At 73.3% G+C, this 24,382-nt stretch carries 19 protein-coding genes and 2 pseudogenes; 9 read left to right on the top strand and 12 right to left on the bottom strand.

The annotated features are described in order from the left end of the window. Positions 1–180 precede the first annotated feature (180 nt). From hypB to ACQKM2_RS20920, 12 genes and pseudogenes are all read right to left on the bottom strand, one after another. A pseudogene (gene hypB, locus ACQKM2_RS20975) lies at positions 181–1,005 on the bottom strand (hydrogenase nickel incorporation protein HypB); the annotation flags it as partial. 3 nt (positions 1,006–1,008) lie between these two features. Further along, positions 1,009–1,386 carry a hydrogenase maturation nickel metallochaperone HypA gene (locus ACQKM2_RS20970; protein ID WP_427711730.1) on the bottom strand — a complete coding sequence of 126 codons (378 nt, stop codon included), beginning with the start codon at positions 1,384–1,386 and terminating at the stop codon, positions 1,009–1,011. A 112-nt stretch (positions 1,387–1,498) separates the two neighbouring features. Beyond that, positions 1,499–1,600, bottom strand: coding sequence for a DUF6893 family small protein (locus tag ACQKM2_RS20965; RefSeq protein ID WP_427711728.1), 102 nt, complete (start codon positions 1,598–1,600; stop codon positions 1,499–1,501). Next, on the bottom strand, positions 1,597–2,085 hold the full coding sequence (locus ACQKM2_RS20960) for a hydrogenase maturation protease (RefSeq protein WP_427711726.1): 489 nt from the start codon (positions 2,083–2,085) through the stop codon (positions 1,597–1,599). The genes ACQKM2_RS20965 and ACQKM2_RS20960 overlap by 4 nt, the downstream gene beginning before the upstream one ends. Next, the gene (locus ACQKM2_RS20955) at positions 2,082–3,482 is read right to left on the bottom strand and encodes a hypothetical protein (RefSeq protein ID WP_427711724.1); all 1,401 of its coding nucleotides are present in this window, start codon (positions 3,480–3,482) and stop codon (positions 2,082–2,084) included. The genes ACQKM2_RS20960 and ACQKM2_RS20955 overlap by 4 nt, the downstream gene beginning before the upstream one ends. Then, on the bottom strand, positions 3,479–4,186 hold the full coding sequence (locus ACQKM2_RS20950) for a DUF6084 family protein (protein ID WP_427711722.1): 708 nt from the start codon (positions 4,184–4,186) through the stop codon (positions 3,479–3,481). The genes ACQKM2_RS20955 and ACQKM2_RS20950 overlap by 4 nt, the downstream gene beginning before the upstream one ends. Then, entirely contained in the window at positions 4,183–4,857 is a 675-nt protein-coding gene (locus tag ACQKM2_RS20945) for a DUF5947 family protein (RefSeq protein WP_427711720.1), read from the bottom strand. The genes ACQKM2_RS20950 and ACQKM2_RS20945 overlap by 4 nt, the downstream gene beginning before the upstream one ends. After that, positions 4,854–5,387: a hypothetical protein gene (locus ACQKM2_RS20940; RefSeq protein ID WP_427711718.1), complete on the bottom strand. Its 534-nt coding sequence runs from the start codon at positions 5,385–5,387 to the stop codon at positions 4,854–4,856. Before ACQKM2_RS20940 ends, ACQKM2_RS20945 begins: the two co-directional genes overlap by 4 nt. Then, complete coding sequence (locus tag ACQKM2_RS20935; RefSeq protein ID WP_427711716.1) at positions 5,384–7,168, bottom strand: nickel-dependent hydrogenase large subunit; 1,785 nt, start codon at positions 7,166–7,168, stop codon at positions 5,384–5,386. Before ACQKM2_RS20935 ends, ACQKM2_RS20940 begins: the two co-directional genes overlap by 4 nt. Before the next feature lie 82 nt (positions 7,169–7,250). Further along, positions 7,251–8,306, bottom strand: coding sequence for a hydrogenase expression protein HypE (locus tag ACQKM2_RS20930; RefSeq protein WP_405982591.1), 1,056 nt, complete (start codon positions 8,304–8,306; stop codon positions 7,251–7,253). A gap of 70 nt (positions 8,307–8,376) precedes the next feature. Further along, positions 8,377–10,149, bottom strand: a complete 1,773-nt coding sequence (locus tag ACQKM2_RS20925) for an enoyl-CoA hydratase-related protein (RefSeq protein ID WP_427711714.1) — start codon at positions 10,147–10,149, stop codon at positions 8,377–8,379. 431 nt (positions 10,150–10,580) lie between these two features. Next, positions 10,581–10,808, bottom strand: a pseudogene (locus ACQKM2_RS20920) (DUF6328 family protein); the annotation flags it as partial. A 395-nt stretch (positions 10,809–11,203) separates the two neighbouring features. Between ACQKM2_RS20920 and ACQKM2_RS20915 the strand changes: the two are divergent. From ACQKM2_RS20915 to ACQKM2_RS20875, 9 genes are all read left to right on the top strand, one after another. Beyond that, positions 11,204–12,424, top strand: a complete 1,221-nt coding sequence (locus ACQKM2_RS20915; protein ID WP_427711712.1) for an MFS transporter — start codon at positions 11,204–11,206, stop codon at positions 12,422–12,424. Positions 12,425–12,669: 245 nt separating this feature from the next. Then, a complete protein-coding gene (locus ACQKM2_RS20910; RefSeq protein ID WP_427711710.1) occupies positions 12,670–16,494 on the top strand; it encodes a non-ribosomal peptide synthetase in 3,825 nt (1,274 codons plus the stop codon). After that, on the top strand, positions 16,491–17,786 hold the full coding sequence (locus ACQKM2_RS20905) for an ATP-grasp domain-containing protein (RefSeq protein WP_427711708.1): 1,296 nt from the start codon (positions 16,491–16,493) through the stop codon (positions 17,784–17,786). Before ACQKM2_RS20910 ends, ACQKM2_RS20905 begins: the two co-directional genes overlap by 4 nt. Beyond that, the gene (locus ACQKM2_RS20900; protein ID WP_427711706.1) at positions 17,783–18,775 is read left to right on the top strand and encodes a peptidase; all 993 of its coding nucleotides are present in this window, start codon (positions 17,783–17,785) and stop codon (positions 18,773–18,775) included. Before ACQKM2_RS20905 ends, ACQKM2_RS20900 begins: the two co-directional genes overlap by 4 nt. A 3-nt stretch (positions 18,776–18,778) precedes the next feature. Then, positions 18,779–20,587 (top strand): asparagine synthase (glutamine-hydrolyzing), encoded by a 1,809-nt coding sequence (gene asnB, locus ACQKM2_RS20895; RefSeq protein WP_427711705.1) that lies wholly within the window; start codon positions 18,779–18,781, stop codon positions 20,585–20,587. Between the two features lie 31 nt (positions 20,588–20,618). Then, positions 20,619–21,449 (top strand): hypothetical protein, encoded by an 831-nt coding sequence (locus ACQKM2_RS20890; protein ID WP_427711703.1) that lies wholly within the window; start codon positions 20,619–20,621, stop codon positions 21,447–21,449. Positions 21,450–21,462: 13 nt separating this feature from the next. Next, positions 21,463–22,344, top strand: a complete 882-nt coding sequence (locus tag ACQKM2_RS20885) for an aminotransferase class IV (protein ID WP_427711701.1) — start codon at positions 21,463–21,465, stop codon at positions 22,342–22,344. A gap of 61 nt (positions 22,345–22,405) precedes the next feature. Next, the gene (locus tag ACQKM2_RS20880; protein WP_427711699.1) at positions 22,406–23,356 is read left to right on the top strand and encodes an AEC family transporter; all 951 of its coding nucleotides are present in this window, start codon (positions 22,406–22,408) and stop codon (positions 23,354–23,356) included. 30 nt (positions 23,357–23,386) lie between these two features. Continuing rightward, positions 23,387–24,349 carry a TauD/TfdA dioxygenase family protein gene (locus tag ACQKM2_RS20875; protein ID WP_427711697.1) on the top strand — a complete coding sequence of 321 codons (963 nt, stop codon included), beginning with the start codon at positions 23,387–23,389 and terminating at the stop codon, positions 24,347–24,349. Positions 24,350–24,382 lie beyond the last annotated feature (33 nt).

Here is a 24,382-nt window from a genome sequence, read left to right as displayed (position 1 = left end):
TGCGGCCTGGGCCTGGGGCCCTGCGGGGCTGTCCCCTACCCGCCCTTCCACCGTTCGCCGGGGCTCCGCCCCGGACCCCGCCGGGTCGTGCACGTACCCCGCGCCAGGACCGTGGACGTGCCCGGGGCCGTGTGTGTGGCGGGGGGCGCGGCCGGGGCCGGGGTGGGTGTGGGAGGGACCGTGCTCGTGCCCCGGGCCCTGGGTGTGGGCCGGGGTGTGGCCCGCACCCGGCCCGTGGGTGTGGCTCGTGCCCGGGCCGTGGTCATGGTCGTGCCCCGGGCCGTGGGTGTGGCCGGCGTGGTCGTGGGGCGGGGGCTGGTGGGCGGCCATCACCGGGGTGTGGGGGCGGGTGCCTTCGGTGATGCGGAGGGCGTGGGCGAGGAGGGTGCCGACGCCCTCGCCCGAGCGGGACGAGGTGCGGAGCACCTCCACTCCGGGGTTGACCCGCTGGACGTTGGCGCGGAAGGCCGCCTCGTCGAAGTCCACCGCCTCCGCGATGTCGGTCTTGGTGATGAGCACCAGCTGCGCGAGCCCGAAGGCGGTCGGGTACTTCAGCGGCTTGTCCTCGCCCTCCGTCACCGAGGCGAGCACCACCCGGAGGGACTCCCCGAGGTCGTACGAGGCCGGGCAGACCAGGTTGCCGACGTTCTCGACGAAGAGCAGCCGGGTGTCCTCGGGCAGCCAGCCGTCGAGGTGGCGGCCCAGCATGTGGGCCTCCAGGTGGCACAGGCCGTCGGTGAGGACCTGCTTGACCGGCGCGCCCGAACGGGCCAGCCGCAGCGCGTCGTTCTCGGTCGCCAGGTCGGCCGTCAGCGCGGCCACCGGCACGCCCCGCTCCCGGGCGAGGGTCAGTTCGCGTTCCAGCAGGGCCGTCTTCCCGCTGCCCGGGCTGGAGAGCAGGTTGACCACCGCCGTTCCGCGGGCGGTGAGTTCCTCGCGCAGGGCCTGTGCGGCCCCGTCGTTCTTGGCGAGCACCGCCTGTCGCAGGTCGACCACTCGGCACACGGCTCAGGCCTCCTCGGGCATCGGTTCGGGGGCGTCTTCCCAGACCACGCGGCGGATCCGCAGTTCGCGCCCCGTGAGGAGCTCCACGGCGTCGGCCTTCCCGCAGTCGGGGCAGCGCAGTTCGGGGGGCATGCCGACGGCCCACTCCCCCGTGCAGGAAGCACAGCGGGCGCGGGCCGTCACGGGGTGGGTGACGAGCTCGGCGCCTTCGAGGGGCGTCGCGGTGCAGGCGAGCTGGAAGGAGAAGGCCAGGGCGTCGGGGACGACGCCGGCCAGTTCCCCGATCTCAAGTTCCACACGGCTCACGGAGCGCGCCGCTCCGGCCTGGGCCGCTTCCGCCACCTGGTCCACGACGGCCATGGCGATCGACATCTCGTGCATCGGACTCCGTCCTGCCGCGCCTCATTAGACCGGCGGGGCGGGTGCCCGGCGGACGGGCGCGCCGACGCACCGGGGACCCGTACGCCGTTCGGGCGGCACGCGGGGTGCGCGGTCACATGCGGCTGATGCGCAGGTAGCGCCTGAGGTCGGGGAGCGAGGCCACCAGGACGGCGCCGACCACGGCGGCCATGGTGAACACGAGGGCCTTCTTCATGGGGTTCTCCCGGGGAGCAGTTCCTGGACCATGCGTACGGCGTGGGGTACGGCGGCGGCCACGGGCGGGCTCAGGCCGATCCCCTCCTCGACGGTGGCGGGTTCGCAGCCGACGACGAGGGTGCGCCGGGGCGGGGTGGCTCCGGTGCCCGCGCAGAGGGTGTCGAGGAGGGCGAGGACCGTGTCGGGGGACATGTCGTGTCCGTCGAGCACCGCGCTCCGCGGATCGATGGGGCCCGTTCCGTCGGCCTCGATGAGGTGGAGGGTGCCGGGTGCGGAGCCGCGGGCGGTCGCGTCGACGAGGACGAGGGTGTCGTAGCCGTCGAGGAGCTGGTAGGCGAGGTGGACGCCGCGCACGCCGAAGTCGACCGCCTCCACTCCCTCGGGCAGCGGCTGGGCGGCCAGGGCGCGGACCGTCTCGACGCCGAAGCCGTCGTCGCCGAGGAAGACGTTGCCGATGCCGGCGACCAGGGTCCGGCCGTTCACTCGTCCTCCAGCGGGGTGACCTCGTCGGGCTGGAAGTACAGGAAGCGGCCCTGTTCGCGGCGGATGTCGGCGCCGGGGTCCCCGTCGACGGTGACGGCGAGGTGCACTCCGCCGTCGACGTCGTGGAGGACGGCCTCGACGTGTGCGGCGCGGCCCCGCAGGAACAGGTCCTGGGCGTCGGTGCGGCGCAGGCCCGGCCGCAGCAGGACGCGGCTGCCGGGGCCGACGGGGCGGCCGTCGACGGTGATCCGTTCCGGTGCGGGTTCGGCGGCGGCCCCGTGGGCCGGGTCCCACCAGGGGGTGTCCGGGGTGAAAACGTCCTCGGGCACCCCGGCGCGGTCCGGGTCCGGGCCGGTGACCTCGCGCAGGGCGCGGACGGCGCCGTGCAGGCGTTCCAGCACCTCGGGGGGCATGGAGTCGGCGAGGTCGACGACGGCGGCGGCGCGCGGGTCGGTGCCGCGGGCCTCGCGTTTCTCCTGGTCGGTGAGGGCCGCGGTGCGCAGGGCGAGGATCTCGTCGATCTCCAGGGCGTCGTACATGGCGCCGGCGCTCTCGGGGGCGATCGCGGCGTGGTCCTCCAGGATGATCGGGGAGGACAGGACCACGTCGGCGCGGCCCTCCTCGCCGGCCAGGACGGGCCAGGTGTGGCGGTTGTCGCAGCCGCGGACGGCGGGCCGGGCCCATTCGGGCGGGTCGGTCATGGAGAGGAAGGAGCCGGCGCTGAGGCCCAGCAAGAGGTGGGCGGCGACGAGGGAGCGGGGCAGGGCGCTGTCGCGGCCGGCGCCGGGCTCCGGGGTCCAGGCGGCGGTGTTCTCGACGACGGCGGTGAGTCTCAGCGCCCGGTAGGGCACGTCGAGTTCCTCGGCGGTCAGCCGGACCTCGGCGTCGATGCGCTCGGCGGTGCGGACCAGCCGGCCGCATCGGCGGCCGTCGGCGTCGAGGACGGGTTCGGTCTCCTCCTGGGCGGGGCGGACCAGGGGCAGGGTCACCTCGCCCGCGGCGAGCTCGGCGACGGGCACGGTCAGTTCGGCCTGTTCCTCCGTGCCCTCGTCCCAGGGGACGAGGACCCGGTCGGGCAGGTGCAGTTCGGGCACGGGAGTGAACGAGCCGTCCCCGAGGGCCTGTTCGACGGTGCGCCGCCAGGCCCGCAGGAAGCGGAGTTCGAGGTGGAGGACGGCCTCGCCCCTGGGTTCCATGACCAGCTCGGTCCGCTGGAAGGAGTGTTCGCCGTGCGCGGGGCCCCAGGCGGGCGGCACGAGGACGCCGAACTGCCAGCGCATCCGGTTCTTGGCGGCGGAGGCCCGGTAGGGGTACAGCACGTACCCCTCGAAGAGGACGGCGTCGGCCAGCTGCCGGGCGGCCGCGAAGCGGGCGTCCGGCGGGGAGGTGGTGGTCACGGGGCGGTCCTCCCGGCCAGCCGGTCCAGGAGTGCGGCGGCCCGGAGGGGTTCCGGGCCGGCGTCGGGGGTCGACGGGGTCGCGGCGGCGTCCAGGAGGGCGCGTACGGTCGACTCCCAGGAGGCGAGGGCGTGCCGCGAGCGGAAGGCGAGGAGTTCGTCCATGGTGTCGCGGGGCAGCCGCAGCCAGCCGCAGCCGGGGAAGTGCTGTTCGATCATTTCCCGCCACACGGAGACGGGCATCCGGTAGGAGGCCTCGCGGTCCCAGGGGACGGGTTCGACGCGGAAGCCGCCGGAGCCGGTGAAGGCCGTGCCGGAGAACAGCATGAGCAGCGGTACGTCGCCGTCCTCCAGGGCGTCGAAGTAGCGGGTGGCGGCGATGTCCATGTCGTAGGTGCAGGGCACGGGCACCTCGGTCTCGGTCTCCCCGGTGAAGCTCGGGACCATGACGGCGACCTGGGCGAACTGGACGGGCTGGAGGGTGGTGCCCCAGCGGGAGCGCTCGCCGAACAGGTCCTGGAGCGCGGCGGCCTCGCCGGGGCCGTAGCCGCGGCGGGCCGGCTCGATCCGCAGTTGGCAGCGCAGGGCGAGGGCGTGGACGCGGGTGGCCGAGGGGGCGGAGACGCGCAGCCGCAGCAGGAGGGTGGGGCCGGCCGCGTAGGGGTCGGCGCGCACCCCGGTGCAGGTGAAGGTGAGGTCGGTCATGGCCGCGGCTCCCCGGCCGGTGCCGTGGCGGGCTGCCTGCCGGCGGGTACGGCGCGGCGTTCGACCTCGGTGAAGAAGGCGTCGAGGGCGGCGCGGGCTTCCGCGCCGCCGTCGAAGCCCTGCCACAGCAGTCTCATGCGGCCCACCAGTTCGTAGCAGATGTCGACGGGGACGAGGTAGCAGGCGGTGCGGCCGTGCGTGCGGCGCAGCAGCAGTGCCTCGACGTCGGGTTCGAGGAGGGCGGCGAGCGGTCCGGCGTCGAGGACGCGCTGCCAGGTGGCGGGGTCGAGTTCGCTCTCGGTGGCCCCGGCCGGGCTGGGGTAGAGGGCGACGAGCCGGTCGAGGACGGCGTTGCGGAAGAAGAAGGCGACGCCGACGGGGATCTGGAGGAGGTCCCAGGCTTCGTCGTCCCAGCGGTTGCCGGGGTCGCTCAGGTAGCGGTCGGGGACGGTGCGGAAGCGGCCCGCGCCGGCGCCGGGGCGGTCGAAGAGCAGGGCGCAGGGGGCACAGGCGCAGACCAGGGCGCGTTCGTCGGTCTCCACGAGGTGGCGGTGGCCGTCCGGGGCGACGGCCGTGCCGCACAGTTCGCAGCTCTCGGGGCGGGGGGCGCGGGGCCGGGTGAAGCGCCTCAGGCCCTGTGCGGAGGCGGGAGGCCGCCGGTCGGGGCTCACGGGACGCGCGCCGGGGCGTGGGGCCGGGTGGTGATCTGGAGCAGCGGGGGCGCCGGTGCGGCGGGTGCCAGTTCCACGGAGGTGACCTCGGGGGCGTGGGCGGCCACGACGTCCTCGATGCGGCGCAGGGTGTCCTCGGCGCTGTTGCCGCAGCCGCAGCCCGTGTCGGGGGCGGTGCGCAGCCGCAGGGTGCCGTCGTGCTCGTCGTAGCCGGCGAGTTCGGCTTCCGGGAGGGAGTCCAGGGCGCGGGCGATGCGGGCGTGGACGTCCTCGGGGTGGAGGTCGTGGAGGGTCAGCAGGCCGGCGGTGAGCTCGTCGTCCAGGAGCGCGGCCAGGGGGTCGGCTCCGGGTGCGAGGGCGGTGAGCCGCTCCACGATCCGGCCGAGGCCGGCTCCGTAGAACTCCATGAGGACTCGGACCAGTTCCTCGGCGGCCTCGTGGGTCTGCCGGTCGCCGGTGGCGGCGAGCCGGTCGAGGACCTCTTCGACGCGGCGGCCGGCCTGGAGGCCGTCTGCGGCGGGGGCGCTCATCCGCCGAGTCCGCTCAGGCCGGTGGGGACGTGCATGGACTTCACGGTCTTGCCGCCGCCGACGTACATGTGGACGCCGCAGGGCAGACAGGGGTCGAAGCTGCGGACGGCGCGCATGATGTCGATGCCCTTGAAGTTCTCCGGGGGGTTCTCCTCGAAGATGGGGGTGTTCTGGACGGCGTCCTCGTACGGTCCGGGGGTGCCGTAGCTGTCGCGGACGCTGGCGTTCCAGGGGGTCGGCGGGTAGGGGTGGTAGTTGGCGATCTTCCCGTCGCGGATGACCATGTGGTGGGAGAGGACGCCGCGGACGGCCTCGGTGAAGCCGCAGCCGATGGACTCGTCCGGGACCTCGAACTTCTCCCAGGTCTGGCTGCGTCCGGCGCGGACCTCGGCGAGCCCCTTCTCGGCGCAGTGCAGGGCGATGCCGGCGGCGTACGCCTGGAAGTAGGTGCGGGCGCGGTTGCGTTCGAGGGCGTTGGACCACTTGGGGATGCGCCACTCGAAGGTGGTCTCCGGCTTGGTCATGGTGCGGGGCAGGTTGATGACCACGCTGTGTCCGGTGGCCTTGACGTAGCCGACGTCGACCAGTCCGGACAGGGCGGTGGACCAGAGGCGGGCGATGGGGCCGCCGCCGGTGTCGAGGGCGAGGTGGTCCTTGCCGTCGAACCAGCGGGGGGACATCACCCAGCTGTACTTGTCGTCGAAGGCGCGCTTCTGGGGGGCGGGGATGGTGTGCTGGTTCCAGGGGTGGCGGGGGTCGACGGGGTTGCCGAGGGGGTCGTGGGTGACGAACTGCTCCTGGCCCTCCCAGTCGTCGTAGTAGGAGCTGCCGAGGAGGATGCGGATGCCGAGGTTGATCTGCGTGAGGTCGTTGGTGACCAGCTTGCCGTCCACGACGACGCCCGGGGTGACGAACATCTTCCGTCCCCAGTCGGTCATGTTGGCGTAGGTGAAGTCGCAGTACTCGGGGTCGTTGAGGGCGCCCCAGCAGCCGAGGAGGACCCGGCGGCGGCCGACCTCCTCGTAGCCGGGCAGGGCCTCGTAGAAGAAGTCGAAGAGGTCGTCGTGGAGGGGGACGACCCGCTTCATGAACTCGACGTACCGCATGAGGCGGCTCATGTAGTCCGTGAAGAGCTGGACGGAGGCGACGGTGCCGACGCCGCCCGGGTAGAGGGTGGAGGGGTGCACGTGGCGCCCCTCCATCAGGCAGAACATCTCCCGGGTGTAGCGGCTGACCTGGAGGGCCTCGCGGTAGAACTCGCCCTCGATGGGGTTGAGGGAGCGCATGATGTCGGCGATGGTGCGGTAGCCGTGCTCGGCGGCGTGCGGGGCCTCGGTGCGTTCGGCGAGTTCGAGGACGCCGGGGTTGGTCTCGCGGACCATCTTCTCGCAGTAGTCGACCCCGACCAGGTTCTCCTGGAAGATGTTGTGGTCGAACATGTACTCGGCGGACTCGCCGAGGTTGATGATCCACTCGCCGAGGTGCGGCGGCTTCACCCCGTAGGCCATGTTCTGCGCGTACACCGAGCAGGTGGCGTGGTTGTCGCCGCAGATCCCGCAGATGCGGCTGGTGATGAAGTGCGCGTCGCGGGGGTCCTTGCCGCGCATGAAGACGCTGTAGCCGCGGAAGACCGACGAGGTGCTGTAGCACTCCGCGACCCGCTTCTGCTTGAAGTCGATCTTCGTGTGGATGCCGAGGCTGCCCACGATCCGGGTGATCGGGTCCCAGGCCATCTCGACCAGCCCGCTGCCGTCGCCGGCCGCCTTCGTCTTCGGTGTCATCGTGTCTGCCGTGGCCCTTCTGGTGAACGGGAGCGGGGTGTGCTGTGCGGCGGAGCGGAGCGGAGGCGGCGGGCGGGGCCCGTCACCAGGGCGGGCGGTAGCCGGTGGTCAGCTGCCGGCCCTTCTGGCGCCACTTCGGCTCCTTGTCCACCGTGTGGGTGGTGACCGCCCGGAGCCTGCGGATCACGGCTCCGTAGGCGCCGCTGGCCTTGGTGGACAGGGTCGCGCCGGGCGGCTGGTCCATGAACGGCATGAACTTGTCGGGGAAGCCGGGCATGGTGCAGGCGATGCAGATGCCGCCGACGTTCGGGCAGCCGCCGATGCCGTTCATCCAGCCGCGCTTGGGGACGTTGCACTTGACGACCGGACCCCAGCAGCCCAGCTTGACCAGGCACTTGGGCGAGTCGTAGGTGTGGGCGAAGTCGCCCTGCTCGTAGTAGCCGGCCCGGTCGCAGCCCTCGTGGACGGTCGCGCCGAACAGCCAGGTCGGGCGCAGCTTGTCGTCCAGCGGGATCATCGGGGCGGAGCCGGCCGCCTGGTAGAGCAGGTAGGTGAGGGTCTCGGAGAAGTTGTCCGGCTGGATGGGGCAGCCCGGGACGCACACGATCGGGATGCCGGCCTTGGACTTCCAGTCCCAGCCGAGGTAGTCGGGGACTCCCATGGCGCCGGTGGGGTTGCCCTCCATGGCGTGGATGCCGCCGTACGTGGCGCAGGTGCCGATGGCGACGACGGCGAGGGCCTTGGGGGCGAGCCGGTCGATCCACTCGCTGGTGGTGATGGGCTGGCCGGTCGCCGGGTCGTCGCCGAAGCCGCACCAGTAGCCCTCGGGCTTGATCTTCTCGTTGGGGATCGAGCCCTCGACGACGAGGACGAAGGGGTCGATCTCCCCGCGCTCGCCCTTGAAGAACCATTCGATGAAGGTGTCGGCGCCGCCGACCGGCCCGCACTCGAAGTCGATCAGCGGCCAGTGCACGGCGATCTTCGGCAGGCCGGGGAGCACTCCCGTGACGATCTCCTCGATGCTGGGCTGCATCGCGGCGGTCAGGGACACCGAGTCGCCGTCGCAGCTGAGTCCGGCGTTGATCCAGAGGATGTGGATCGGGGGGTCCTCTACCGCGCTGGGCGTTGCTGCATCCATGGGGGTGCTCCTTGGGGAGGGATGCGGGAGGGATGGGCTCGGGGCCTGGGGTCGTGCCCCACCCTTCTTGCTAGCAGGGCCGCGGCCCGGCCGCCCTGTCGGAGGGGGCCGGTCCAGTGACGGGGGGCCTGCGCGAGGGCAGGGGCGCGGTGTGCCGGCCGGGTACGGGGCGCGCGAGGTGCGGCGGCGTCCGGTCGGCGGGCTCCTTGCGCACGAAGGCCCGGCGCAGCGCGTGGTAGGGGGCGGCCGGGTCGTGGAAGGTCTCCCGCATCCGTGCCAGTTCCGCGTCCCGGTAGGCGGCGAGCGGGGTGGCGGCCTCGTCGCGGTCGCGGCGGGCCTTCTTGCGGGCGACGGCGGCCTGGGTGGCGGGCGAGGCCGCGAGGCGGACCGCGAGGCGGGCGGTCTCGCCGGCGAACTCCTGCGGGCCGCAGTCGAGGGTCCGGTCGGTCAGGCCGAGGCGGCGGGCGGCGGCGGCGCTGAGCGGGAGGGCGTCGGCCATCAGCCGCTCGGCCACGCCGGTGCCGGTCCGGCGGGGCAGGGTGTAGGTCCAGTACTCGGATCCGTACAGCCCCATGAGCCGGTAGTGCGGGTTCAGGACGGCGCCGGACCTGCACCAGACCTCGTCGGCGGCGAGGGCGAGCATGGCCCCGCCGGCGGCCGCGTTGCCGCCGAGGGCGGCGACGACGAGCCGGTCGGTGGTGGTCAGTACCGCCTCGACCAGGTCGTCCATGGCGGTGATGTTGGCCCAGGACTCGGCGGCGGGGTCGGCGGCCGCCTCGATGACGCCGAGGTGGATGCCGTTGGAGAAGAAGTCGCGGGTGCCGCCGAGGACGAGGACGGAGGTGGGGCGGGAGCAGGCCTCGCGGTAGGCGGCGAGCAGGCGGCGGCAGTGGTCGGTGCTCATGGCGCCGCCGGGGAAGGAGAAGGTCAGGAAGCCGGCCCCGTCCTGTTCGCGGTAGCGGATGTCGGTCCAGGTGCGGGGGCCGGCCGGGGGTCCTTCGAGGGGGGCGGGGACCTCGGGGAGGTCGGGCAGCCGGTCCCCGAGGGCGAGGACGGCGGGGAGTTTGACGGGGGCGGGTTCGCCGGCGGCGCGTCGGGCGCGCAGTTCGGGGATCCAGACGGCGCCGTCGCGGGTGGCCCGGCAGACCGCTCCGGCGCGGGTGGCGAGCAGTTGCCCGGGGCGGCCGCGGAGGGTGTCCTCGGGGTGGCCGCCGTGCAGGAACCACTGGCCGCCGAGGAGGTCGTCGAGCACACCGGGCCGGGAGTCGGCGGCGCGCAGGGCGCGTACGACGGTGTCGGTGCCGTCGTGGTCCCAGTCGATCCGGCGGTCCGGCTGGCGCAGGTAGGGGCGGGCGGTGGCGGGTCCCTGCGGGGCCGGGGCGTGGCTGCCGGAGGCGAAGCGCTCGACGGCGAGCAGGACGGCGGCGAGGGCCGCGTCGGAGACCTCGCCGCGGTAGGCGTCGCCCTTGCCGACGGGCGGGAGCGCGCAGTCCGCGGTCGCCCAGACGTCGCCGGCGTCCATCTCCTCGTCGGCCTGAAGGACGGTGACGCCCCAGCGGGTCCGGTCCTCGGCGACGGCCCGGTCCAGGGAGGAGGGGCCGCGGTCGCCGACGGGTCCGGGGTGGACGATCAGGCAGGTGTACGCGGACCAGACCTCGCGCGGGACGGCGGTCTTGAGCATCGGAGCGACGACGAGGTCCGGGTGGTGGCGGCGGACGGTCTCGGCGAGGTCCGTGCCGGGCAGGGCGAGTTCGAACGCCACGCTGTGGCCGTGGTCCCGCAGTTCGGCGTGGACCCGTTGGGTGAGGCTGTTGAAGGCGCTCGCGACGAGCAGGACGTGCACGTGATCTCCCAGGCGTCCGGAACCCCGCGATCGGCGGGCGGTGCGGGTACGGCCGGTGGCGATCGTGGGCCCGCGCCCCGCGTGGCGTGCCGAAGCCCGGCAGGGGTGTCACCCGGAAGGGGGGCCCGGGGCCCGCCACCTGGTGGATCGGCGGTGCCGGTCAGCGGTCGCCGCTCTCGCGCTCGGGGCGGGGGCGGTACGGGGGCGGGTGGTGGGGGCGGGCCTGTTCCTCGCGGCCGATGCCCGGGCGCTGCCGCTTCGCGGTGTGGCCGCCGGCGTCGGCTTCGGGGCGTGGACCCCCGCCCGTGCCGTGTGGCCGCCGGCCCCGTCGTCGGGGGCGGTGTCCCCCGCCCGGCCGGTCCCGCGGTCGCCGCTCCCGTCCTGCGCGCGTGCGGGCGGGGGCCGTGACCAGCGGTGCTGCCGGTGGTCGCTCATGTCGTACTCCTCGTCTTCCGGGTCTCCTCCGTCTGCGGGGTCTCCGTCTGCGGGGTCTCCTCGGAGGTGTGGCGGATCCGGGCCCACAGGGGCAGCGCGTACCAGCAGAGCAGGTACCAGGCGACCACGGCGGAAACCAGCCAGGGCACGAGGGCGTGGGGGGCCGCTACCCGCAGCACGAGGAAGAGGGCGGAGGTGCAGGTGGCCAGCAGCAGGAGGATGCCGGCCCCGGCGCCTGCCCGGCGGACGCGCCGGCCAACCCTCCGGGGGGGCCGGACCCCCGGAATTTAGCCTTCCGCCCCTATGTCCTACCGGCCGGTAAGTGCAGAACGTCGACCGTTCCTGCACATTCTTTTTCTCCGCCCTTTACCGGTCCTAGGGGTTCCGATCATGTGATCGGGGTCACAGGACCATTTCCTGGACAGCCCGCAGTGGATCAAGTTTCGATATGGCCTGCGCGGCCGACGATCTCGGTCCGCGACCACGGGGAATTTCCCGAATCCTGTCGTCGGCAACGGCGCTTGACGAGGAGTGGGGGCGTGTCAGTGATCCTGGCGTGCGCAAGAGGAAGAATCACGGCGTCCGTTCTCGGCGGCGCGGACCGCGTTGCGGCAGGCCGATGCTGAGCCGACTGCTCCCGCCCGCCGGCCCGGCACGCGTCCTCACCGGCATCACCCTGGTGCACACCCTCGGGCAGGGCCTGTGGATGGCGCTGAACGCCATCTACGCGACGGCCGTGCTCGGACTGACGCCCGGCCGGTTCGCCCTCGGCGTCGGCGTCGCCGCCGGCATCGCCCTCCTGGTCAGCACCCCGACCGGTCACCTGGCCGACCGGATCGGCCCGCGCTCCGTGCAGATCTGGTCCTTCGTCGCCCTCGGGCCGCTCACGGCGGCCCTGCTCGCGGTGCAGGGCTTCACCTCGTACCTGCTGGTGGTGAGCGCGCAGGCGGTCGCCTACAGCGCCAGCCGCAGCGCCCGCATGGCCATGGTCGCCGGACTGGTGCCGCCGCAGGACCGGGTCACCGTCCGCGCCTACCTGCGGGCCACGAGCAACGTCAGCGTCTCGGTCGGCGCCGCCCTGGCCGGGCTGCTGCTCGCCGCCGACTCGGTCTGGGCGTACAAGGCGGCCGTGGTCTTCAACGCCTCCACCTACCTGGCCACGGGGCTGCTCACCCTGCTGCTGCCCGCGGTGGCGGCGCAGCCGGCCCGCCCCGGGCCCGCCCTGACCGTCCTGCGCGACCGCCCCTACCTGGCGTTCACGGTGCTGGACGGCCTGCTGTCCATGCACAACCTGCTGCTCGACGTCGTGCTGCCGCTGTGGGTGCTGCACCGTACGAACGCGCCGCGCTGGATGATCGCCGCGATCCTGCTGACCAACACGGTCTGCGTGGTCCTGCTCCAGGTGAGGGCCGCCCGCGGGACCGACGAGCCGAGCGCGGCGGCCCGGGCCTCCCGGTCCGGGGCGCTGTGCCTCGCGGTCGCCTGCGTGTTCTTCTCCTTCAGCGGCGGGGTCTCCGCGACCCTCGCCGGAGTCCTGCTGCTCCTCGGCGCCCTGGCCCACGTCCTGGGCGAGATCCGGCAGTCGGCCGGCAGCTGGGGGATGTCGTTCGCGCTGGCGCCCGAGCACGCCCAGGGCCAGTACCAGGGCACGTACGCGATGGGCTCGGACCTGGGCAAGATGATCGCCCCCGCGCTGCTGACCTGGCTCGCCGTCGACCACGGCGGCCCCGGCTGGCTGGCCATGGCCCTCGGGTTCGCGCTGGCCGGAGCCGCCATGCCGGGCATCGCCGACCGGGCGCGGCGGGGCCGGGAGGCCGCCCCGGACGCCGCCCTGGCGTGAGGGGGCCGCACCCGGGGCCCGCTTTCCGTCCGAATTCTCCGCCATTCATTTCCCTGTTCCAGTTCCGGACTTTTTCCGCGCCGTCGCACCCTTTCCGCATTGCGGGGCGGTGATGTCGCGCCGAGTGTGAATGCCCTGTCGCGGCGCAATTCGATCGCGTGGGGTCCGTAGATGTGCGCCGTGCGTGTATTCGGCATGTCCGCCGCACGGCGGCTGAACGAAATGCAGACGAGGGGACCATCACTGTGGGCGACATTTCCGCCGACTCACCGCAGGCCCTGCAACTGCCCGTGCGGGACGCCGGGCAAGGCGCCCCGGACGGCGCGGGCAGCGGGACGCACTCCTGGTCCGGCGCGGTGCCGCCGGGCGGGCGGGCCGCCGGAGCCGCGGCCGCCGACCTGTGGCACGCCGCGTTCGCCGTGCTCGTGCACCGCTACAGCGGTCAGGACGACATCGTGCTGGCCCGGGCGGGCGGCGCGGACGGCACGGACGGCACGCCCGTCGCCGTCCGCTCCGTCCTCGCGCCGGAGCAGACCCTTCCCGCCCTCGCGCTGGAACTGGCCGCCGCCCACCGGGAGGCGGTACGGGACTCCGTGCCCGGCGCCGCGGCCGACCTGGGCGGCGGGCTGCGGGCGGGCTTCCTGGACTCGGACGGCACCGCCCCGGTCCCGGAGGGCTTCGCGCTCCTGCTGGAGGCGCGGCCCGCGCCGGACGGCCCGCTGTTCACCCTGCACTACGACCGGGCCCTGTTCCCCGGGACGCTGATCGCGCGGATGGCCGCGAACCTGGACACCCTGCTGGCGGACGCGGCCGCCCGCCCCGGGACTCCCGCGGCCGGGCTGGCCCTGCTGTCCCCGCAGGAGCACCGGCTGCTGGGCGGGTTCAACGACACGGCCCGCCCCTACGACCGCGACACCCCACTGCACGCCCTCGTGGAGGCCCAGGCCGCCCGCACCCCCGGCGCCCCGGCCGTCGAATGGCGGGGCGGCGTGCTCACGTACGGCGAGCTCGACCGGAGCGCCAACCGGCTGGCCCGGGCCCTGGCCTCCCACGGGATCGCCCCGGGCTCGCGGATCGGCCTCTCCCTGGGCCGCACGCACCACGCCGTCGCCCTGCTGCTCGCCGTGCACAAGGCGGGCTGCGCGTACGTACCGCTCGACCCCGCCTACCCGGCGGACCGGCTGGCCGCCATCGCCGGCACCGCCGACCTGGCCGCCGTCGTCCACGACGGCGACGAGGCCCCGGCCTGGCTCGGCGGCGGGCCCGTACGGGCGCTTCCCCGGCCGGAGCTGTGGGAGAAGGCGCAGACCGAGGACGAGCGGTCCCCGGCCGTCGCCGTCGGCCCGCGGGACACCACCCACCTGATCCACACCTCCGGCTCCACCGGCCTGCCCAAGGGCGTGGTGATCAGCCACCGCAACGTGGCCGCGCTCCTCGCCTGGGCCGAGGAGACGTACGGGGACGAGGACCTGCGGCGGGTGCTGTTCTCCACCTCGCTCAACTTCGACCTGTCGGTGTTCGAGCTGTGGGCCCCGCTCACCCGGGGCGGCTGCGTCGTCGTCGTGGACAACGTCCTCGCGCTGACCGAGGACGAGGGGCTGCGCCCCACCCTCGTCAACACCGTGCCCAGCGCCCTGAACGTACTGCTCCAGCGCGGCGCGGTGCCCGCCTCCACCCGCGTGCTGAACGTGGCCGGCGAGCCGCTGTCCCGGGAACTGGTGAACGAGGCCTTCGCCACCACCGGCGTCGAACGGCTCTACAACCTGTACGGGCCCTCCGAGGACACCACGTACTCCACCTGGAAGTGCTTCACCGGCCCCACCGACGGCGCGCCCACCATCGGCGTGCCCGTCCACAACACCACCGCCCACCTCCTGGACCCGCTCGGCCGGCCCGTGCCGCTCGGCGCCACCGGTGAACTCCACCTGGGCGGCGACGGCCTGGCCGCCGGCTACATCAACGACCCCGAACGCACCGCGGCCTCGTTCACCGCCGCTCCCGCGCACCTCGGCGAGGTGCCGGGCGGGCGGCTGTACCGCACCGGCGACCTGGCCCGGTGGACGGAGGACGGCGAGCTCCGCTTCCTGGGCCGCCGGGACAACCAGGTGAAGGTGCGCGGCTTCCGGATCGAGCTCGGCGAGCTGGAGGCGGCGCTGCGCGGGGTCGTGGGCCTGAAGGACGTCGCGGCGCTGGCCGTGCGCACCGACGGGGACACCCGGCTGGTCTGCTACGTGGGCCTGGAGGGCTGGGGGTCCCCCCGGACGGAGTCTGGGGGAGGCGTCACCGTCGAGGCCATGGCCGACCACCTGCGGGCCAAGCTGCCGCACTACATGCAGCCCGCGCGGATCGTCGTCGAGGAGCGGCTGCCCCGGCTGCCCAACGGCAAGGTCGACCGCAAGACCCTGGCGGCCCGGGACGTCGACTGGGGGCCGCAGGCCGGTGACGGCACCGACGGCGGCGCCTTCGACGACCCCGACGAGGCCGAGGTGGCGGGGATCTGGTCCGAGCTGCTCGGCCTGGCGAGGGTCTCCCCCGGTGTGGACTTCTTCTCCGTGGGAGGCCACTCGCTGCTCGCCACCCTGCTGGCGGCGCGCCTGTCCGACGCGGCCGGCCGGCCCGTCCGGGTGGCGGAGATCTACCGCCACCGCACCCTCGCCGAGCAGGCCGCACTGCTGCGCCGCACCCGCGGCGGGGAGGCGGCGGCCGCCGGGGCGTCGGCGGGACCGGCGGAGCGGCGGCGCGCCGTCGCCGACACCCTGCGCGAGTCCGCCCGCGGCCACGGCGTACCGGGGGCCGGCGCGGCCGTGTTCCTGGACGGGGAGCTGGAGCTGACCTACCACGGCGTCACCGACACGGTCTCCGGCGCCCCGTACGGGCCCGGCACCCGCCAGCGCGTCACCTGCGTCACCAAGCCGATGCTGGCCTTCGTCGCGCTGCGCCTGGTCGACCGGGGCCTGCTGGGGCTGGACCAGCCGCTGGACGAGCTGCTGCCGCAGGCGTTCCGGCGCCGCGGCGGGGGCACCGTCAAGGTGACGCTGCGCCACCTCCTGTCGCACACCAGCGGGGTCGACGACTCGTACGAGGTGTGGCACGACACCGGCCTGCCCGACCTCGACTCCTACATCGCCACCCTGCCCGCCTACGGCCAGCTGTTCGAGCCGGGTGAGGTGTTCGCGTACTCGGCGGTGGGGACCTCGATCGTCGCCGCGCTGATCGAGAAGCTGCTCGGCGTCCCGTGGCGGCGCGCGGTGAACGAGCTGATGCTCGCCCCGCTCGGCATCCGGGAGGTCCCCGAGACCCTCACCGAGGGCGGCCACTACGGGGGCGCGGTCTCGGCCGGCTACGTGTGGACCGAACGCGTTGAGGGGTACGTGCGCCACGACCCGCCGCCGCAGACCGTCGCCGACGACGCGGCCGGCTCGTTCTCCGTCTGCCTCACCCTGGAGGAGCTTGCGAGGATCGCGATGCTGGCCGTCGACGACGGGGTGGCCCCCGGCGGCGAGCGCCTGCTCTCCGCCGAGCTGGCGCGCGAGATGCGCACGCCCCAGATCCCCGTCCCCGGCCACCACTTCATGCACGCGTGGGGCCTGGGCTGGCTGATGTTCGGGCCGTCCGCCTTCGGCTTCAACTCCAACGGCAGCGGCCACCACAACTTCATCCAGATCTTCCCCGAGGAGCGCTCGTTCCTGCTGCTGCTCGCCAACGCCTACCCGGCCTTCGGGCTCTACGAGGACCTGCTGCGGGCCCTCACCGGTGAGGGGCTCATCCGCACCGGCCGCCCCTTCGAGATGGAACTCGACGACTGCGCCGGCCTGTACGCCTCCGACGGCTACCGGCTGGAGGTGCTGCGGGGCGCGGAGCACCTGCGCTACGCGTACTCCGAGCGGCAGCCGGGCGGCGCGTGGCTGTGCCTGGACGAGGGCGACCTGGTGCTGTCCGGCGCCGGCGGCTTCAGCTCGATGTCCGAGAGGAACGTCCTCGCCGGTTCGATCTCCTTCATCCCCACCCCCGGTACCGCCGTCCCGGGATTCGTCCGCATCGGCCAGCGCTTCGCGAGGAAGACACGATGACCGACCCACTGCACCCCCCGCACCCGTCCGCCCCCGAGGCCCGGCACGTGGTCTTCGTGACCTGGAAGGCGGGCAACGCCCCCGCGTTCGAGGCCGCCAAGCGGCTCGGGCACCACGTGACGCTCATCCGCTCGCTGCTCATGGAGCAGGCGCAGAACATCGACTTCGACGCCTCCCCGTACGGGCGTTTCGTGGACCGGGTCCACGTCCTGAAGGACGCCACGGACCCCGGGGCGCTGCGCTCGTGCGTGCTGGAGGTCCACCGGGAGCGGCCGGTCGACGGCTTCGTCGCCACCGTCGACGCGCTGGTGGTCCCCGTCGCGCGGATCGCCGAGGAGATCGGCGTGCCCTTCACCGACGCCGCCGCGGCCGAGACGGCCAAGCAGAAGGACCGCTGCCGTGAGGTCCTGGCGGCGGCCGGGGTGGACACCACCCGGTACGCGGTCGTCGGCGGCTTCGAGGAGGCCGCGGCCTTCGCGGCGGCCGGCGGGTACCCCGTCGTCGTCAAGCCGGCCCGGGGCTCCGGGAGCGAGGGCGCCCACGTCGTCGCGGACGAGGAGCAGCTGGCCGGTGTCCTCGCCGGGGCCCCGGACGGCGCGTACGCGGCGGGCATCCTCGTCGAGGAGTACCTGAGCGGGCGTTTCGTCTCCGCGGAGATCGGCCTGGTGCACGGGCGGTTCCTGCGGCTGGCGGTCAGCGAGCGCTCGACCTGGCACCGGCACGAGGCCCTGGAGACCGGTACGACGATCCCGGCGGGCATCTCCGCCGAGGAGCACGACCGGGTGATGCGGTTCGCGGAAGAGGTCGTCGGCGCGGTCGGCCTGCGGCTCGGCGTGTTCCACGTGGAGGTGATGCTGGGCGCGGACGGCACGCCCCGGCTGATCGAGCTCAACCCCCGCATCATGGGCTCCTGCCTGCCGAACCTGTTCCGTCTCGCGGGCGGCGGGGACATCTTCGAGCTGCTCGTCCGGATCCACCTGAACGAGGCGGTCGAGCGCGGCCCGACGTCCTTCGACGGGTACGCCACCGTCCGCTGGTTCGGTGCCGCCGACGCGGTGGCCGCCCCGGAGCGGGTGCCGGACCCGGACTGGGCCGCCGAGCGGTACGGCGACAGCCTGCACTCGTTCACGGTCCGCTTCCCCGAGGGCGGCACCCTGCTGCCCTGCCGGGGCAACCTCGGGAACTTCGGCGAGGTCCAGGTCGTGCACCCCGACCGGGCGACGTCGATACGCATCGCCGAGGAGGTCGTCGCCGGCACGGCCGAGCGGCTCGGTTTCGAGGTGACGAGGTGAGGACGACGAGCACGACGGGCACGACGACCACGACCGCCTTCTTCGACCAGACCCGCCGGCAGCTCGCCCGGCTGGGCCTGCCGGACGGGGACCCGCAGCTCACGCCCGACTCGGACGCCGTCTTCCCCGACGGCGGGCACTTCCGCATCGAGGTGCCGACGGTGAACTCGGTGGAGGCCGCCGAGCGGCTGCTGCGCGAGAGCCGGCGCCGGGGCTTCACCGTCAACCGCATCACCGAGACCCGCGGCATGTACCGGCACACGGCCCGCGAGATCGGCGAGTACGTGGCGCTCGGCGAGGAGTTCGGCGCCGAGGTCCTGATGTCGGTGGGCCCCCGCGCCACCAACGACATCGGGGCCGGGGCGCAGACCCCGGAGGGGGCCCGGATCGGCTACCGGCTGCGCGGGCAGGAGCAGATCGTGCGCGCCGTCGAGGACGTCAAGCGCGGGATCGGCCTGGGCGTGCGCGGGTTCGTCGTCTACGACGAGGGCCTGCTGTGGGTGCTGGGGCGGCTGCGGACCGCCGGCGAGCTGCCGGCCGGGATCCACCTGAAGGTGTCGGCGCACTGCGGGCAGGGCAATCCGGCGTCGGCGCAGATGCTGGAGATGCTCGGCGCGAACAGCTTCAACCCGGTGCGCGACCTGACGCTGCCGATGATCGCGGCACTGCGGCAGGCGGTGACGGTCCCGCTGGACCTGCACGTGGACAACCCGCGGAGCTCGGGCGGTTTCATCCGCACCTACGAGGCCCCGGACATCGTCCGGGTGGCGGCGCCGGTCTACCTCAAGACGGGCAACAGCGCCCTGGACGGCCACGGCGTCAGCCCGTCCCCCGCCCAGCTGGACGACATCCTGCGGCAGGTCGAGCTGGTCACCGAGTTCGTCGGCCGGCACCACCCCGGGGCCCGGCAGAGCCGTGCCGGTTCCGCCGCCCGCTCCCTCGAAGCCGCCGGGAGCGCCCCCGCCCCCGGCCGCCGGACGGAGGTGTGAGCCATGTGCCGCATCCACGGCTGCTTCGGCGGGGAGACCGCCGGGCGGGAGGTGCTCGACGCCGTCGCGGCGGCGATGGTCGAGGGCGGGCCGGACGCGCAGACCGTCCGGCGCGGTGACGGCTGGGCGCTCGGCAACAACCGGCTCGCCATCCAGGGCATAGCCTCCGGCGACCAGCCCTTCGTGCGCGGCGCGCTGTGCTGCGTGTTCAACGGCGAGATCTACAACCACCGGCAGCTGCGCGCGGAGCTGGCCTCGCACGGCTACTCCTTCGAGGGCGACTGCGACGGCGACGTGCTGCTGCCGCTGTACGAGCTGTACGGCGACGCCTTCACCAGCCGGCTGGAGGGCATGTTCGCCATCGCGGTGGTCGACGAGCGGGAGGAGCCCTGTCTGAAGCTCTTCACCGACCACGCGGGCATGAAGTCGCTGTACTACTACGTGTCCGCCGACGGCCGCCGGCTGTGCTTCGCCTCCGAGCTGCGGGCGCTGGCCCGTTTCCCGGACTTCCCCGACGAGCTGGACCCGCTCGCCGTCGACCGCTACCTCGGTGGGAAGGCGGTCTGGGGCCCGGGCACCGTGTACAGCCGGGTACGCACCCTGGAGCCCGGCTCGGTGCTGCGCTTCGCGGACGGCCGCGAGACCCTCACCCGCACCGCCCTGGAGCCCGCCGAGGTCGACTGGCCCGGCGGCGAGCCGACCGCGGAGGCCGCGGCGGAGCTGCTGGACGGGCTGCTGCGCACCGAGATGGGCCGCATGCTCGACGCAGACGTCCCGGTCTGCGTGATCACCAGCGGCGGGCTCGACTCCAGCTACACCACCGCCCTCGCCGCCCACCTGGTGTCCGACGTGGCCTCGTTCAACATCGCCTACCGGGGCGACTGGCCGGCCGACGAGCGCCACTGGGCGGCCGAGGTGGCCCGCCACTGCGGCACCGAGCACCACCAGGTGCTCCTGGACCCGGCGGGGTTCCCGGAGCTGGTGGAGCGGTTCACCCGCCACCTCGACCAGCCGAACAACGCCCCGCACAGCCTGAGCACCTTCGCCCTGTTCGAGGCGGTGCACGAGGCCGGGTTCAAGGTGGCCCTGACGGGTGACGGGGCGGACGAGCTGTTCGCCGGGTACGCGCGGTTCACCAAGGCGGACCGGGACGGCGACTCCGCCTGGCACCGCGCCTACCAGGACACGATGGCCGTCGCCGGCCCGGCGGCGCTCGGCCGGCTGTACACGCCCGCCCACCTGGAGCGCGTACGGGCGGCCGGCGGGCACTTCGGGGACCTCAGCGGCGACGAGCTGGCGCGCCGGGTGCGCTCCGGCCCGCACGGGAAGCTGGAGACGCTGCTGCGCTACGACCAGGCGGAGCGGTTCCCGTACTACATCCTGCGCCGCGTCGACCACCTGAGCATGGCCCACTCGGTGGAGGCCCGGATCCCGTTCCTGCAGCCGTCGGTGATGCGGCTGGCGCACGCGCTGCCCGCCGCGGTGAAGGTGGCCGGCGACACGGTGAAGGCGCCGGTGGCGCTGGCGGCCCGGGCCTGGGTGCCGCGGAGCGTCGTCGACCGGCCCAAGCAGCCGTTCACCCTGCCGGTGGCGGCGATGATCCGGCCGGGCGAGGCGCTGTACGACATGGTCGGCGACGTCCTCCTGGGCCCCGGCGCCCGCTGCCTGGACTACGTCCGCCGGGACGCCGTCCGCGAACTCTTCCGCTCCCAGACCGAGAGCCCGGGGGCGCACGCCGCCGAACTGCTCTGGTCGCTCCTGGTCCTGGAGACCTGGCTCTCCGCCCGCGGGCTGACCCCCGCCGCCCTCTGAACCCCTCCCACCCCGAGAAACGAGACAGGACATGACCGACACGCCCGGGTCCCGCCCCGCGATCACCTCGCTGCTGGCCGGCGTCACCAAGGCCGACATCCGCCGCGACCCGTTCCCGCACGTCGTGATCAGCGACGCGCTGCCCCAGGAGCTGTACGACGCCCTGGCGAAGTCGATGCCGACGGCGGAGTACATCGGCGAGCGGATCGGCAAGCCGATCACCTCGAACGAGCGCTACAACTACATGTCCGAGATGGTCCTGGCCGACGACACGATGGCGCAGGTGTGGAAGGACTTCGTCACCTACCACTCCTCCCCGGCCTTCTACGAGGAGTTCCTCGACCTCTTCCAGGAGGACCTGCTCGCCAACCTCCCGGAGGCCGAGAAGCTGGTGGGCCCGCTGCGCGAGCTGCGCGTGGGCCGCCGCAACCGGGACGCCTTCGAGACGCACGACATCCTGCTGGACTGCACGGCCGTCATCAACTCGGCGGTCACCGGCCGCCCCTCGGCCTACCGCGGACCGCACGTGGACAAGCCGCACAAGCTGTTCGGCGGCCTGTTCTACATGCGCCTGCCCGAGGACGACGCGACCGGCGGCGACCTCGTGCTGTACAAGTACCGGCCGGGCGGGCACAAGTTCCACACCAGTGCCTCCGAGTACGGTGACAACCGCTTCGACATCGACCCGCAGTACGTCGAGGAGGTCACGACCGTCCCGTACCGGAGCAACACCCTGGTGCTGTACCCGATCAACCCGCTGGCCCTGCACGGGGTGTCGGTGCGCAGCCTGACCCGGCACCAGCGGCGCTTCATCGCCCTCGTCGGGGACCTGCCGCGGCAGCTCTTCGACCTCGCGCTCTGAGGAGGAGGCCGCTGTGATCCCCTTCGACCAGCGCACCGGGAAGATCTGGTACGACGGCTCCCTCGTGGACTGGGGCGACGCCCGGCTCCACGTGCTCAGCCACGGACTGCACTACGCCTCCAGCATCTTCGAGGGCGTCCGCGTCTACGGCGGCGAGGCGTTCATGCTCAGGGAGCACATCGCGCGGCTCGGCGCCTCGGCGCGGATCCTGGACTTCGAGCTGGAGCACACCGAGGAGGTGCTGTACGAGGCCACCCGCGCGGTGGTCGCCGAGGCCGGCATCACCGAGGGCTACGTCCGCATGAACGCCTGGCGGGGCTCGGAGATCATCCAGACCGCGGCGCTGAAGACGTCCGTGCACACCTCGGTGGCCGCGTGGGAGCTCCCGGCGGGCTACTACGCGGCGGAGGACGCCGTGGACCAGGGGATCTCCCTGGTCACGGGCCGCTACCGCAGGCCTTCGCCGGAGTACGCGCCGGTCAAGAGCAAGGCCGCCGGCAACTACATGATCGGCACGGTCAGCAAGAACGAGGCGCTGCGGGCGGGCTTCGACGACGCACTGCTGCTCGACGACCGCGGGAACTTCGTCGAGGCGACCGGTGCGCACCTGTTCTTCACCAAGGACGGGGCGCTGTACACCCCGACGACCCGTTGCACCATCGACGGGATCACCCGGGCGTGCGTGCTGGCCATCGCCGGGCGGGAGGGGATCGAGTGCGTGGTCACCGACCTGGCCCCGGCGTTCGCGGGCGAGGCCGACGGCGCGTTCCTGTGCGGGACCGCGTGTGAGATCCTCCCCGTCGGCCGCCTCGATGATCATCACTACGACGTCGCCGGCAACGCGGTGACACGCAAGATCGTCACGGCTTACCGGGAGCTGGTCCGGGCCCGGTAGGAAGCCGTCGCGACAGGGAAACAGGCCCCTTCCGGGGGGCCGCGGGAGCAAGGGCACGTGCATGGGAGCGGTTGATGCTCTGGAAAAACTCGCACCGGTGGTGCTGGCCTTCGGTTGCGGGGTCGTCCTGGCACGGCGGAAGGTGGTGCCGGCCGAGAGTTCCAAGGTGTTCGCGGACTACGCGTTCCTCTTCGCCGTGCCCTGCTTCCTCTTCGGGAACATCTACCGCAGCGACCTGGGGGCCCTGTTCAACTGGCGGGCCATCGGCGGGTACGCGGCCGCCGCGTGCGCCGCGGCGGCGCTGATCGGCGTACTGGCCTGGGTCCTGGGCGTACGCGATCCGCGCGGCGTGGCGCTGCGCATCATGGCCGCGGTCCAGGTGAACACGGCCTACTTCGCCGTGCCGGTGTTCATCATGCTGTTCGGGAACGCGGCGCCGATCTTCCCGGTGCTGCTGTTCCAGGTGTGCGTGCTGTCCCTGATCATCATCTCGATCATGGAGCTGGGCCGGCCGGACCGGGTCGGGAGTCCGGCCCGGCGGCTCGGATCGGCCGTCGCCGCCTCGCTGATGACCCCCGTCGTGATCGCCTGCAACGCGGGCATCGTGCTCAACCTGCTGCCCGTCACGGTCCCCGGGGTCGTGCTCGACAGCTTCACCTTCGTCGGCGACAGCGCCTCTCCCGTCGCGCTGTTCGCCCTCGGCCTGCACCTGGGCGGAAGCGGGATCAAGATCCGCGGCACCACGATGGAGGAGGTCTGGATCACCGGTTTCAAGTGCGTGGCGCTGCCGCTGATCACCTACGCCGTGTGCCGCTTCGTCTTCGGGGTGGAGGGCGAGTGGCTGAGCTACCTCGTCCTGATCGCGGCGATGCCCGCGCCCCAGAACCTGTTCATCTTCGCCCAGCGCTACGACGTCGGGGTCGACATGTCGGCCTCCCTCGTCATCAAGAGCTCGGTCCTCGCGCTGCTGCTGCTCCCGCTGTGGACACAGCTGGTGGCCCACCCAGGCTGAGCCGTACCGATCTTCCAGAAAGGCACAACCGTGACGCAGACCGCGCAGCCCACCAGGATCTCCGTCGAGCAGGTGGCCGGCCGCATCGGCGCCGAGATCTCCGGGGTCGACCTGGGGCAGGAGCTCGACGAGGCCGTGGTGGAGGAGATCCGCCGGGCCGTCCTCGCCCACCGGGTCGTCTTCTTCCGCGGCCAGGACATCACCCACGCCCAGCACATAGCCTTCGGCCGCCGCTTCGGCGCGCTGACCCGCCGCGAGGGCAGGAAGCACGGCGTGCACCCCGAGGGGTACCCGGAGATCCTCACCGTCGACCCGAAGGCCGACACCGAGCGCTACGGGGCCGACTTCGAGGAGCACTACCGCCGCAAGTGGACCTCACCGCTGGCCGGCTGGCACAGCGACCTCACCCAGGCCGTCAACCCGCCCAGCCTCTCCGTCCTGCGGGCCGAGCGGACCCCCGCCTTCGGCGGTGACACCCAGTGGACCAACACGGTCGCCGCGTACGAGGGCCTGTCGGCGCCGCTGCGCGAGTTCGTGGACGGGCTGACCGCCGAGCACGCCTTCTTCACGGCCGTGCACCTGCGCCACTCCGACGAGCGCGACCGCGAGATCCTGGGGATGTACTGCGGGGACCCGCAGGTGGCCGTCCACCCGGTGGTGCGGGTCCACCCCGAGACCGGCGAGAGGGCCCTGTTCGTCAGCCCCGGCTCGACCACCCGGATCACCGGGTTCACCGAGCTGGAGAGCCGCCACCTGCTGGAGCTGCTGTTCCAGCACCTGACCAGCGCCGAGTACACGGTCCGCTTCCGCTGGGAGCCCGGCAGCATCGCCCTCTGGGACAACCGCAGCACCTGCCACTTCGCCCCGACCGACTTCGCCCACCTCGACGTCGACCGGGTGATGCACCGCGTGACGGTCCTGGGGGAGCCGGCGCGGGGGCCGCACGGCTTCGTCTCGCAGCTCGTGGAGGGGGAGCCGATGCGGGCCTGGTAGACGGCGCGCCCCGGCGGGCATAGAGGTCGGGCC

This window comes from Streptomyces sp. NPDC004126 (assembly GCF_050275515.1).
Taxonomy (GTDB): domain Bacteria; phylum Actinomycetota; class Actinomycetes; order Streptomycetales; family Streptomycetaceae; genus Streptomyces.
This window is presented reverse-complemented; position numbering and strand designations above follow the sequence as displayed.